Origin of the sequence: Saprospira grandis DSM 2844 (genome assembly GCF_000275825.1) — a bacterium.
In the GTDB taxonomy this organism is placed as follows: Bacteria; Bacteroidota; Bacteroidia; order Chitinophagales; family Saprospiraceae; genus Saprospira; species Saprospira grandis_A.
In genome coordinates, this window is sequence record NZ_JH719942.1 from 363216 (window position 1) to 375687 (window position 12472).

Below are 12472 nucleotides of genomic sequence, written 5' to 3' on the forward strand. Positions count from 1 at the left end.
TCTGGATCGTTACATTTAAGCGGGGGGATTCCCCCTAGCCATCTGGATCGTTACATTTAAGCGGGGGGATTCCCCCTAGCCATCTGGATCGTTACATTTAAGCGGGGGGATTCCCCCTAGCCATCTGGATCGTTACATTTAAGCGGGGGGATTCCCCCTAGCCATCTGGATCGTTACATTTAGCTCCGGGGGTATCTAAATTGTCCTATTGCTTTTTTCGGGGACTCCCCTACTACTGTTTAGCCAGAGGCCCTTAGCGCTAAAATTATGGGGACGCTTCTATTTTGAGCTGCTAACATGCGCTAACTTTTTGCTTAAAGGCCAAGAGTCAATTGGCCCAGCGCTGCGCAGCCGTGGCGCGAAGCGCCAGACCAAAGCCCGCAGGGCTGCAGGGCCGAGCAGACCTGCGAGCGGTGACAACAAGGACTTTAGTCCGCAGTTCGACGACCGAAGGGAGTAACCATAGCGGCGGCTGACCTAGGCCAAAGGCCTAGCCGGCCGCGGGCCCCTAAAAAAGGATAGAATCGAGAAGAAAAAAAAACAGATTCCTGAATCTATCCCTCAAGTTTATATATTTGTAGGCGAAGCGATTTTACAAACAACAGACAGATAACTTGGGTTATGGCAACGATCAGAACAGATGAAAACTTTCCGTACAGCAACCGCGATTTGAGCTGGTTGGCCTTTAATTATCGGGTGTTACAAGAGGCCAAAGACCCTTCGGTTCCTCTTTTTGAACGCATTAAGTTCTTAGCGATTTACTCCTCTAATTTGGATGAGTTTTTTAGGGTGCGGGTGGCCTCGATCAAGAGCCTCATTCGTTTGGGCAAGCGGACCAAAAAGGCCATTGAGTTTCCGCCAGAAGAAGTTTTGGACGGCATCAATGAAACCGTGCGGCAACAGCAACTAGAGTTTACCGAAATTTATCAGAAACACATCTTGCCCCTTTTGGCCGCCATCAATATTCATTTGGTCAAGGAGGCTGATTTGAAGAAAACCCAGACCGATTTTCTGGATAAATACATTGAAGAAAAGCTGATTCCCTATCTGCAACCCATGCTGATTGTCAAGCATAAGATTCGGACCTTTCTGATCAATAATGCGCTTTATTTGGGGGTAGAATTGGGGACCAAAGGGCGGACCCCTCGTTATGCCGTGGTGCGCATCCCCTCTCATCGTTTTCCTCGCTTTTTGGTCTTGCCCTCCGAGCAAGAAAACGAGCGCCTGATTATTATGTTGGATGATATTGTGCGCTATGCCCTCCCTCGGATTTTTCCAGGCTATAGTATAGAAAACAGCTACTCTTTCAAGATGACCCGAGATGCCGAAATGTACCTCGAAGATGAATATTCGGGCGATCTGATTGAGAAGATCCGCAAGGGGCTGAACAAGCGAAATATTGGGGCCAGCACCCGCTTTGTCTATGACCGAAATATGCCCGCCAATTTATTGCGCTTTCTGATGCAAGCCTTTAGCGTGAAGAGTACCGACCGCCAACCCGAGGGCCGTTATCACAACAACTTTGACCTTTTTCAGTTTCCCAACTTTGGGCTACAGCACCTGCAAGATGATCCCTTGCCCCCGCTAAAACATCCTACGCTATCTAAGGCGCAGGTCCTTTTTGATTGCATTAGTGAAGGGGACCATTTGGTGCATTACCCCTATCAGCGCTACAATTACGTCATCAAGTTATTGGAGCAGGCCGCCTATGATCCCGATGTCAAACGCATTCGGATTTTGCAGTATCGGGTGGCCAAGGATTCGCAAATCATTGCGGCTTTGCGCTCGGCCATTGCAGAAGGAAAAGAGGTGATGGTCTTTGTAGAAGTCAAAGCCCGCTTTGATGAAGAAGCCAATTTGGATTGGGCCGAAAAACTAGAGAAATGGGGCGCTATCGTAAAATATAGTCTGCCCGAACTCAAGGTGCACTCCAAAATCCTATCTATTTCTAGAGAAGAAAAAGGCAAGCTACAAGACTACTGCTACCTCAGTACGGGCAATTTTCATGAGGGCACCGCCCGCCTCTATGAAGACTATGGTTTTTTTACCAAAGATAAACGACTCACCAAAGAGGTGGATAAAGTCCTCCGCTATTTAGAACATGGCGAGCTGCCCAAAAAGCCCTTCAAACACCTATTGGTAGGGCAATTTCGGATGCGGAAGAATATCTATGCCATGATTGACCGAGAAATAGAGCTGGCCCAGGCAGGCCAAGAAGCCCGAATTACCGTAAAGCTAAATAGTCTGCAAGACCATCGCATGATTCGCCGACTCTATGAGGCCAGCGAGGCGGGGGTAAAGATCGACCTCATTGTTCGGGGGATTTTCGGTTTGCAGACGGGCATCGAGGGCTATTCCAAAAACATTCGGGCCATCTCTATCGTTGATCGCTTTTTGGAGCACTCTCGGATCTATCACTTTCATAATGCGGGAGATGACAAGATTTATTTATCTTCTGCCGACTGGATGACGCGCAATTTATATTACCGAATTGAGTGTGCTTTTCCGATTTATGACAAGAGCTTACAGGAAGAAATTAAAGATTTTCTAAATTTGCAGCTCAAAGACAATGTCAAAGCCCGAATCTTGGACCCCAAGCTGTCCAACCATTACAAAATTGATGAAGGTCAAAGGCCCTTTCGCTCGCAGTTAGAGGTCTATGCCTATTATAAAAAACAACTAGAAGCTTCTCAGCATGCTAAAAAATGATTTGTTTCTCCGAGTGGCCAAAGGCGAAGCCACAGAACGTCCGCCCGTTTGGCTGATGCGTCAAGCTGGACGCATTTTGCCTCAATATCGCGCCATCCGCAATAGTCTTTCTGGCTTTAAGGAATTGGTCGAACGGCCCGAATTGGCCGCAGAGGTCACTATCCAACCCGTAGACGAACTAGGGGTAGATGCCGCCATTATTTTCTCCGATATTTTGGTCATCCCCGAGGCGATGGGCCTTCCTTACGAGATGGTCGAGAAGAAAGGACCTCGCTTTCCTAAAACCATCGAAACGGCCAAAGACATCGAGCAGCTATTGGTTGGCGATGCCGCCGCCGAGGAGCTACAATATGTATACGAGGCCCTAAAAATCACTAAGAAAGAGCTCGATGGTCGGGTCCCCTTGATCGGTTTTGCCGGGGCGCCCTTTACCATTTTCTGCTACATGATTGAAGGTCAAGGCAGCAAGACCTTCTCTAAGGCCAAAAAGCTAATGTACCAAGAGCCAGAGCTAGCCCATCTGCTTTTGCAAAAGATTACGGACACGACTTTGGCCTACCTCAAGAAAAAGGTAGCCGCTGGAGCCGATCTCATCCAACTCTTTGATTCTTGGGCCAGCGTGCTTCGCCCAGCCGATTTCCGCGCCTTTTCTTTGCCCTATATGGCGCGCATCGCAGAGGGCTTGAGCAACAGCGTTCCCGTGACGATTTTTGCCAAAGGCGCCTGGCATTCTATGACTCAGATGGCGGCCACTTCGGCTTCGGTCTTGGGCTGTACCTGGACCCAAAACCCCAAGCAATTGCGTCAAGAGCTAGGCCAGCATCAGGTTTTGCAAGGGCTTTTGGACCCCTGCGCCCTTTATGCCGACCCCAAAACCATTGAGGCCCAAGCCATTCAGATGCTCAAGGATTTTGGTCCGCATCATATTGCCAATCTTGGCCATGGCGTTTATCCCGATACGCCCCTAGACAATGTTAAGGTTTTTGTCGATACCGTGAAAAATTTCCGCTATTAGGCCATTTTGCCTTTATGGAAGCGAAGAAGAAGTTGTAGGCTTACAACTTCTTTTTTTTGGGGCTGCCCCGCCCTGCGGGCGGGTCGGGCCATTGCGCAGCTCGCAGGTCTGCTCGGCCCTGCGGCGGCTTTGCCGCCTTGGTCTGCCGCCTTCGGCGGCCCTGCTACAGCCCCTCAGCCTGCGGCGGCTTCGCCGCCTGTCCTCCGCAAGATGGACCAAAAAACAGGAATTAGAGTTCTAAAATGCTAAACTTTTTACTCCTTTTTTGTTTGAAACAGTTATCACTAAAAAAGAATAGAATGAGTACCTTGATTCTTGGTGCTTCTAGCAAGCCTCAGCGCTATGCCTATGAAGCCGCCCGCCGCCTCTTAGCCATAGGAGAAACCGTTTATCCCCTAGGCTATCGGGCCGGAAAAACCGCTGGATCTCTCGACATATTAACCAAATTTCCTACTGAGGCTCAAATAGATAGCATCACCCTCTATCTTCGGCCCAGTCTACAAGAAGAATACTTTGCCCCTATTGTTGCCCTGGCGCCCAGACGCATCATCTTTAACCCTGGAACAGAAAACCCCCAGTTCCAACAGCGTTTGCAGGCCGCACTTCCCCAGACCGAAATCATGATGGCCTGCACTTTGGTCCTGATTAGCATGGGAGAATACTAAAACAAATAGCATTTAGAAACTTAAAAAACAAAGCAAACCCAAAGGGAAAATTAGTGAAGAACAAGCCTAAATATTCACTAACCACAAGTTATATTCCCTATGTCAGCAGAAAAGTATCTGCAACAATTTTACATTACAGCAGAAGACTGTAGAAACGTCCGTGCCCTTTGGCAGGACATCAAAGGCGATGCCGCCTGGATATTTGATGAGTTTTATGCCTGGCTGCCTTCTGTAGGAGGGCTAGGCGAGCGATTTAGAGACCCTAATCTAGTTCGCTCTAACCGCAAACTCGTAGAGGCCCATTGGGGGCAGTTTTTTTCTGCCCATATTGATCAGGCCTATATTGATAGCCGCAAAAAGATTGGCCAACGTCATGCTTTTGAAGGCCTGCCCTTGCATGCCTACTATTCTGGAGTGGCCAAACTAGATAGCCTTTTTGAGGAGCTCTTTCTCCGCCTTGGCGTCAATGATGTTAAAAAAATCATCTCTTTTAACAAGCAGCACCGCATGGATATTGCCATTGTGGCCGATACCTATAGCAGCCTGACCCAAAAGAGTTTACAAGATCGCAATGAGGCCCTCTATGCACCTATTGCTCAGCTTTGGGATGATATTCTCTTTGTGCCCTTGGTGGGAGAGATGAGCCATGAGCGGGCCCAAAACCTACTATCTGCCATCTTACAAGCTATTGGCAATAAACAATCAAAAGTGTTTATCTTGGACATTAGTGGGGTGCTCGTCATTGACGAGGGCGTTAGCCAGCAACTCATTCGCATTTCCAAAGCCGCCAATTTGATGGGTTGCCAGTGTATTGTCTCTGGTGTTTCCCCACAGAATGCCGTTACGATTGTAGAGCTGGGTTTTTCAACCCAAGATTTACAAACCACGGCCTCCCTCAAAGAAGCCATTCGCTTAGGGTTCAAACAAACAGCCGTCCGTTTATAAATGAATATCTCTTTGCCTATTTATGATTGTATTATTATTGGTGGGGGCCTAGCGGGTCTTTGCTCTGCCCTTCCTTTGGCCAAAAGAGGACTAAAGGTCCTACTCATTGAGCAAAAGGAGTATCCTTTTCACAAAGTTTGTGGGGAATACATCTCTAAAGAGGTGCTCCCCTACCTCAACAGCTTGGGCTTTGATCCTTTTGCTCATGGAGCCGTTGATATTCGGCGTTTTGCCCTAAGCTCCTTAAAGGGGAAACAGGTCCAAACTACTTTGCCTTTAGGAGGCTTTGGGTTATCTCGTCATCGGATGGACCAAAAGCTTTATGAATTGGCCTTGGGGGCGGGGGTAGAATTTGCGCTGGGGCAAAAAGTCAATCAGCTAAAAGAAATTGGACCAAAAAACTGGTTGCTCCACAGCCAGCAAGGGCAGCAATACCGAGGCGCAATGGTCTTGGGCGCACAGGGCAAACGCTCTTTAGTTGATCGGCAGCTTGAGCGGGAGTTCATGCAAGAGCGGGCGGGCTTTATGGCCGTCAAATGCCATTATGAAGGCGATTTCCCGGAAGATTTGGTGGCCCTACACAACTTTGAGGGAGGCTATTGCGGCTTATCTAGAGTAGAAGATGGTCGAATCAACCTTTGTTATTTGGTGGCTCAGCGGCAGCTCAAGCGGGCGGGCAGCATCAAAGAGTTGGAGCGTACTATTTTGGGGCAGAATCCTTATTTGGAGCAAGCGTTTCGGGAGTTTAGGCCCATTTTTTCTCGGCCCTTGAGCATTAGCAATATTTATTTTAGGCCCAAGCCTTTGGTAGAGCAAGGGCTGCCCATGTTGGGCGATGCTGCGGGCCTGATCTATCCGCTTTCGGGCAATGGGATGGCCATGGCCATAGGTTCGGCTTCCATTATGCAAGCCTTAGTGCCCCAGTATTTGGAGGGCCAACTGAGTCAAGCTGAATTTTTGGCCCAGTATGCGGCGGCTTGGCAGAAAAACTATAGCTTGAGGTTGCAGGCGGGGCGGAAGTTACAGCATTTCTTTGGCCACCCCTTTTGGTCCAATTTGGGCGTACAGCTATTTGCGGGCCTACCCTTTATGCAAAAAACAATTATTCGCTGGACGCATGGCCGTCCATTAACGCCTTGGGATGCTCTACTTTAAACAGCGGTCGGAGAAAGAAGAAATCATGGATGATTTGGAAATGGAGGGGCCAGAGCTCAGGGCCACTTTGGAGCAAATTGCCTGGGTGAATAAACTATTGGGGGGGCTGGCCATTAGTCAGGCGGCCTTGGCCCAACTGCTGCAGAATTGGCCCAAAGAAAAGCCCTTGCGCTTAGTAGATTTGGGTTGTGGGGGCGGCGATGCCCTGCGCGCCTTTGCCCTTTGGGGCCGAAAAAAGGGCTATCGTTTAGAATTGCTGGGGATAGATGCCAATGCCTATTGTTTGGAGCAAGCCCGTTTATGGTCCAGTGATTTTCCAGAAATCCGTTATGTTCAGCTCGATGTATTTGGGGAAGAATTTGCGGCCTTAGAGTTTGATGTGGCCCATTGCGCCCTTTTTCTGCATCATTTTGAGGAAGAAGCCTTGGAGCGGCTGCTCCTACAGCTAAAGGGGCAGGCCCAATGGGGCGGCATTGTCAATGATTTAGAGCGCTCGAAATTGGCCCATTTTCTCTTTCGTTTAGTGACAAAACTGTTGGGGGCTAGTCCGATGGTCCGTTATGATGGACTGCTTTCCATTCAAAAGTCCTTTTTGGGCCGAGAGTGGCGGGAGCGGCTAGAGCGTTTGGGCTATCGGCACTATCGTTTGGCTTGGGCTTGGGCCTTTCGGCATAAAATACTTTGGTGGAAATAGGAAGCGGAGGACTTGCATTTGGCCTAGCGATGTGGAGGGGTGGCCGAAGGCCAGACCGAAGGCGAAACGAAGTGAAGCCTGAAGGGCCGAGCAGACCTGCGAGCCCCGCAGCGTAGCGCCTGCCGCAGGCAGGAGGCCCCAAAAAAAAATCGCAGCAGAACACTAAGATTCTACTGCGATTATTGAGGGAAAAAAGATCTAGTCATAAATCTTAAAGCGGCCCTCGGTATATTTTTCCCATTTATCTAGGGCTTGTTGGAAATAATCGGGCAGCGGGGCTTCCAGATAGATTTCCTCTCCTGTTTTGGGATGTTCAAAGCCCAGAGAGAAGGCGTGTAGGGCTTGGTGGGGAAGAATTTTGAAGCAATTCTCGACAAACTGTCGGTACTTACTGAAGATTGTTCCTTTGACGATGCGGTTGCCATTATAGAGCTCATCATTGAAGAGCGGGTGGCCAATATGCTTCATGTGCACCCGGATTTGGTGGGTCCGTCCTGTTTCCAGTTGGCATTCGACCAAAGTTACGTAGCCAAAGCGTTTGAGGACCTTATAGTGCGTCACGGCATGTTTGCCATATTCCTCATCTTCATAGACACAGAAGCGTTTTCGGTTTTTGGGATCGCGGCCAATATGGCCCGTGATCGTTCCCTCTTCGGCCTCTACATCTCCCCAGACGAGGGCGCGATATTTCCGTTTAATGGTGTGATCAAAAAACTGCTTAGAGAGATGTTGGATCGCCTCTTCGGTTTTGGCCACCACCAGAACTCCCGTAGTAAATTTATCGATACGGTGCACTAGGCCGGGGTAGCTACCATTGCCTTGGGGCAAATCTTTAAAGTGCCAAGCGAGGGCATTGACGAGGGTGCCGGTATAATTGCCCACGCCGGGGTGGACCACCATGCCAGCGGGTTTGTAGACCATGAGGACCTCCTCATCTTCATAGCGAATATCTAAGGGAATATCTTGGGCGATCACCTCGCCTTTGGGGCGGGCGCGGCGCCAGCGCACCTTAATTAAGTCATGTGGCTTAATCTTTTGGTTGCTTTTAGCTTCCTTCTCATTTACCGTTACATAGCCGGCATCGATACCGCGCTGCACTTTAGAGCGGGTCATGCGCTCCATGCGTTGCATTAGAAACTTATCTAATCGCATGGGTTCCTGTCCGGGATCGGCTTTATACTCATACCAATCGAACAAGGGTTCATCCTCGAATTCCTTTTCCTCTTTAGGGTCCATAAATTTTCACTTGATTAAAACGCCCAATTCGTTAAGAATGGGAATATGTGTAAAGTAAGCGGCCTGAATACTACCGGCCACAAAGACGTACTTTCGGTCGTACATATAATCTTTCCATAGAAAGCTGATCCAATATTCATTGGCCATTTGCACAAGATCTTTGTGCAGGGGTTCAATTTTTTGGAATGAGCTGGGGGGTACCTCCTCAAAATAGTATCGGATATTGGCGGTTTCCACCTCCTTATCATTTAGGCGGCCATAGCCTCTAGCCGAGACGATCAACTGCTTGATGGGTTCTTTTTTGAGGTTGAGTAGGTAGACATCCCAAAAGCCGTCGGCAGCGGGGACAATAGCGAGGCCCACCCCTTCTACTTTTTTAATGGGAATATCATTTTTCATGTTGTAGTAAATTTGGCGCTAGGCTAAAATCTAATTCGGCTGCAAAGATATCTGCAAAATGCCGAGAAAGCAAACTTTTGACCTCCTCTTCTGCTAGGGGCCGTCCCAATTCTTGGGCTAGGGAGGTCACGCCCTTATCTTGGATGCCGCAGGGAATAATATGGCCGAAGTAGCTCATATCGGTATTGATATTAAAGGCAAAGCCGTGCATGGTCACCCAGCGGCTCAGGTGCACCCCAATTGCGCAGATTTTGCGGGCATTGGGGCCATCTTCATCTAGCCAGACGCCAGACTCGCCTTTGATGCGGCCTGCGGTAATGCCATAATCTTGGAGTGTTCGGATCACCATTTCTTCGATACTGCGGATATATCGGCCAATATCGGTAAAAAAGCAATCGAGGTCCAAAATAGGGTAGCCCACAATTTGGCCCAAGCCATGATAAGTAATATCTCCCCCCCGGTTAATTTTTACAAAACTGGCCTCATGGGCTTGCAAGCCCGCCTCATCGAGTAGTAAATGGGCCTCTTTGCCATTTCGGCCTAGGGTATAGACATGGGGGTGTTCACAAAATAGAAAATGGCCAAACTGCTCTAGCTCCTCCCCTGCTCTTTGTCGCTTTTTACGATCGATACAGGCATTGAAAAGTTTGGTTTGATAGGCCCAGGCCTCCTCATAATTGATGCGGCCTAATTCTTCTACTTTTACTTGTTTACTCATCTTACTTATTTTTTGGACCAGCTTGCTGTTTAGGCTTGTCCCGCCAATTCTCCTTTTAGGAAATCAATCACTTTTACTTCGGTGGCATCTACTTGGCGCAACACAGAAAGCTCCCAAGAGATCCAGTCGCCCAAATGTACAGCATACATAGCCTCTTCAATCAAGCTATCGCCCTTAAGTTTGATCTCGATTAAGGTTTGTGTATAGTGGTTAATGATTTCCTTATTGATTTTGATGCGGGCTTGATTGCGCTCATGCTCAAACTTGCTTCTGAAAATCAAGACAGCAAAATCGCCCTCTTGTTTACGCCAGCCCACCAATTCATTATGATTCATCTCGGGAATTAGATGATGGCCGCAAAGGATTTTTGCATTTTCATTGAGCTGCTGACGCAGGCGCAAAATAATAGCTCCCATACGATCATTCGTATAGAGAACGGGAAACTTGCCGCTCATGAACTGCGCCATCTTCTTGGCCTTTTCCATGATGTCGGCCTGCTCTTTTTCTAGCAAAAGAATACTTTGCTTGAGCTGCTCGATACGCTCGGCCTTGGCACAACCAAAGAACTTTAGGATAAATAGCTGCTGCACCAAAGAAAGCCCCAAACAAGCGCGGGGAGGGCTACCGGCATGTGGCAATTGAACGAAATCTAATCCATGCTCTTCGGCCAAGGCTTTCATTTTACCGCCAGAGCTGACGCAAACAATCTTGGCCCCTTTTTCAATGGCTGCCTCTAGGCCCATTAGGGTCTCTTCGGTATTGCCCGAAAAAGAAGAACAAATGACCAAGCTATGCGGGTTGACATAGTTGGGCAAATCATAGCCCTTAACCACTTCCATGGGCAAAGGACGCTCCTCTGCCGTGAATTCCTTGGCAAAGTTGGCCCCAATACCAGAGCCGCCCATTCCCACAACCACAATATTGCGCAATTCCTGCTCAGCCGCAGTTAATGTTATATTTTCGCCGATTTCAATGGCCTCCGTCAACTGGGCGCCAAAGTTTTTAATTAGTTCGTTCATCATGATCAGTTCAAGATTTTGTTAATAACCCTTTCGAGCTATGTATATATCATACGTTTTAGTATACTAGCTGTATTGCGGTGCAGCTTGTCAAAGCTGCGAAAGATAAAAAAATTATGGCAAAACATCACAAAATAGGCATCTTGGGCGAAAAGATGGCCCTAGAATACCTTTTAAAGCAAGGCTATCAGCTTAAAGCAAAAAACTGGCGCTATGGGCGGGCCGAAATAGACCTTGTTGTTTTTAAGGAAAACATCCTTGTTTTTGTAGAGGTCAAAACCCGAAAAAACGCCGCTTTTGGCCCCCCCGAATTAGCCGTTACGCAAAAAAAGCAACAGCTTCTTTTTGAAGCGGCCGCAGCCTATATGCATGCCGAAAACTATGAGGAGGAAATCCGTTTTGATGTCATTGCCATTCAGCTTTCGGCCCATGAAGCCATCAAACATTTTGAAGACGCTTTTTTCCCTATCTGGGATGGAAACACCAACTAAAAAGTGCAAATTAGCGTTGCTTTGGCAGAGGACCTTTAAGCAGCTTCTCCAATTCAATTATTAAGACTTACTAAATATAAAACGCATGAAATTCTTGCTCTCTTTTCTTCCCCTTCTTCTTTTTGCCCTGCCCCAAATTAGCCAAGCCCAGCCGCTTTCGGTCAATGATATTGTTGAGGTGACGGGCATTGTGATTACGCCCGGCCCCAACGGAAAGGTGGCCCCGATTCCCTTTGCTACCGTGGCCGTAGAAAATGGCCTGCGCGGTACCTATGCCAATATGGACGGCATGTTTTCTATTGTGGTCAAAAAGGGCGAAACGATGCAGTTTTCCGCGGTGGGCTTTGCGACCCAAGAAATTATGATCCCCGAAGATTTTGAGGGCCTCTACCGCTCTATTGTGGTCCAACTAGAAACCGAGGATATCAATATGGCCGAGGTTTTGGTTTTCCCCTGGCCCGATCGCAACAACTTTAGAGCAGAGTTTTTGGCCATGCAACCCACCCAAGCCCAAAATCTTCAGGCTCTGGCCGAGGGCAAGCTCAGCCGCCGACAACTACTTGCCATGCAAGAAGAAATGGATATGGATGGCCGAGAAAATGCCTCGCTTTACCTCCGCCAACAGGCTAGCAGCTATTCTTATCAGGGACAACAGCAGGCCATGCCCGTCCTCAATCCACTAGCTTGGGCCCAATTTTTCAAGCAGTTTAAGAAGAAGGATAAGTAGTTTGTTTTTTTGGGGCCTGCCGCCTGCGGCGGCCGGGCTGTGCACTAGCTCGCTGTTCGCTCGGCCCTGCGGCAGCAAAGCTGCCTGGGTCTGGCCTACGGCCACTAGTTACCATCCCTAGGCCAATGCTGTGGGGACCGCCCCACAGCCCAAACTCCGCCCTTGGGCCAAGATAAAAAAGCCCGATCTACTTTTGTAGATCGGGCTTTTTGGTCCTAAGAAGCGCTTAATCTTCTTCCTCCTCCCAGTTCAATTGCTCTAGCATGCTATCGCCTTCTTTAAAGCCATCAATTTGGCGGCGATCTCTTTTGGTGGGGCGACCAGCGCCTTTTTCTCTAAATTCTGTTGCTCGGCCATTCATAAACCAAGCCTTAAATTTATTGAGTTCCTCTTCTGGCGTCTGATCCTTATAGCAAGGCTCCGCTAATTTGGCCGATACCCGCTTTTCAATCAACTCAACCACCTTAAAGCGCATATTGAAGTTGTTTTTTCGGACCTCCAACAAATCCCCTCTTTTTACAAAAGAAGAGGGCTTTAAAATTTGCCCATCTATACGTACATGCCCCTTTTTGCAGGCATTACTCGCCATGGTTCGGCTTTTAAAAATACGGACCGACCATAACCACTTATCTACTCTTACCTTATCCATGATTTAATTTTACTTTTTTTCAGGAGCTCCAACAAGGGAAACTAAAAAGA

13 protein-coding genes are annotated in these 12472 nt (G+C 48.3%); 8 read left to right on the forward strand and 5 right to left on the reverse strand.

Features of this window, described 5'->3' with window-relative positions; all coding sequences use genetic code 11:
- Positions 1–621: 621 nt before the first annotated feature.
- From ppk1 to SAPGRDRAFT_RS01895, 6 genes are all read left to right on the forward strand, one after another.
- Positions 622–2709 carry a polyphosphate kinase 1 gene (ppk1, locus tag SAPGRDRAFT_RS01865; RefSeq protein WP_002656721.1) on the forward strand — a complete coding sequence of 696 codons (2088 nt, stop codon included), beginning with the start codon at positions 622–624 and terminating at the stop codon, positions 2707–2709.
- Positions 2696–3724, forward strand: a complete 1029-nt coding sequence (gene hemE / locus SAPGRDRAFT_RS01870) for a uroporphyrinogen decarboxylase (RefSeq protein WP_002656723.1) — start codon at positions 2696–2698, stop codon at positions 3722–3724. Before ppk1 ends, hemE begins: the two co-directional genes overlap by 14 nt.
- A gap of 299 nt (positions 3725–4023) precedes the next feature.
- Positions 4024–4389, forward strand: coding sequence for a CoA-binding protein (locus SAPGRDRAFT_RS01880; RefSeq protein ID WP_002656725.1), 366 nt, complete (start codon positions 4024–4026; stop codon positions 4387–4389).
- Positions 4390–4488: 99 nt separating this feature from the next.
- Positions 4489–5334: a protoglobin domain-containing protein gene (locus SAPGRDRAFT_RS01885; protein WP_002656727.1), complete on the forward strand. Its 846-nt coding sequence runs from the start codon at positions 4489–4491 to the stop codon at positions 5332–5334.
- Positions 5335–6489, forward strand: coding sequence for an NAD(P)/FAD-dependent oxidoreductase (locus tag SAPGRDRAFT_RS01890; protein WP_002656729.1), 1155 nt, complete (start codon positions 5335–5337; stop codon positions 6487–6489). It begins immediately after the preceding gene.
- The gene (locus tag SAPGRDRAFT_RS01895; protein WP_002656731.1) at positions 6476–7183 is read left to right on the forward strand and encodes a methyltransferase domain-containing protein; all 708 of its coding nucleotides are present in this window, start codon (positions 6476–6478) and stop codon (positions 7181–7183) included. The genes SAPGRDRAFT_RS01890 and SAPGRDRAFT_RS01895 overlap by 14 nt, the downstream gene beginning before the upstream one ends.
- Before the next feature lie 198 nt (positions 7184–7381).
- On the opposite strand, the gene SAPGRDRAFT_RS01900 is transcribed toward SAPGRDRAFT_RS01895, so the two are convergent.
- Genes SAPGRDRAFT_RS01900 through SAPGRDRAFT_RS01915 form a run of 4 tightly spaced genes read right to left on the reverse strand, consistent with a single transcriptional unit; the run spans position 7382 to position 10558 of the window.
- A complete protein-coding gene (locus SAPGRDRAFT_RS01900) occupies positions 7382–8419 on the reverse strand; it encodes an RluA family pseudouridine synthase (RefSeq protein WP_002656733.1) in 1038 nt (345 codons plus the stop codon).
- Between the two features lie 6 nt (positions 8420–8425).
- The gene (locus SAPGRDRAFT_RS01905; RefSeq protein WP_002656735.1) at positions 8426–8818 is read right to left on the reverse strand and encodes a hypothetical protein; all 393 of its coding nucleotides are present in this window, start codon (positions 8816–8818) and stop codon (positions 8426–8428) included.
- Positions 8808–9545, reverse strand: a complete 738-nt coding sequence (gene lipB / locus SAPGRDRAFT_RS01910; protein ID WP_301280504.1) for a lipoyl(octanoyl) transferase LipB — start codon at positions 9543–9545, stop codon at positions 8808–8810. Before lipB ends, SAPGRDRAFT_RS01905 begins: the two co-directional genes overlap by 11 nt.
- A gap of 20 nt (positions 9546–9565) precedes the next feature.
- Complete coding sequence (locus SAPGRDRAFT_RS01915; RefSeq protein WP_002656739.1) at positions 9566–10558, reverse strand: bifunctional phosphoglucose/phosphomannose isomerase; 993 nt, start codon at positions 10556–10558, stop codon at positions 9566–9568.
- A gap of 113 nt (positions 10559–10671) precedes the next feature.
- Here SAPGRDRAFT_RS01915 and SAPGRDRAFT_RS01920 point away from each other — a divergent pair, with 113 nt between their 5' ends.
- A complete protein-coding gene (locus SAPGRDRAFT_RS01920) occupies positions 10672–11046 on the forward strand; it encodes a YraN family protein (RefSeq protein ID WP_002656741.1) in 375 nt (124 codons plus the stop codon).
- Between the two features lie 85 nt (positions 11047–11131).
- On the forward strand, positions 11132–11773 hold the full coding sequence (locus SAPGRDRAFT_RS01925) for a carboxypeptidase-like regulatory domain-containing protein (protein WP_002656743.1): 642 nt from the start codon (positions 11132–11134) through the stop codon (positions 11771–11773).
- 226 nt (positions 11774–11999) lie between these two features.
- Here SAPGRDRAFT_RS01925 and SAPGRDRAFT_RS01930 read toward each other — a convergent pair whose 3' ends face one another.
- Positions 12000–12422 carry an RNA-binding S4 domain-containing protein gene (locus SAPGRDRAFT_RS01930; protein ID WP_002656746.1) on the reverse strand — a complete coding sequence of 141 codons (423 nt, stop codon included), beginning with the start codon at positions 12420–12422 and terminating at the stop codon, positions 12000–12002.
- Positions 12423–12472: the final 50 nt, after the last annotated feature.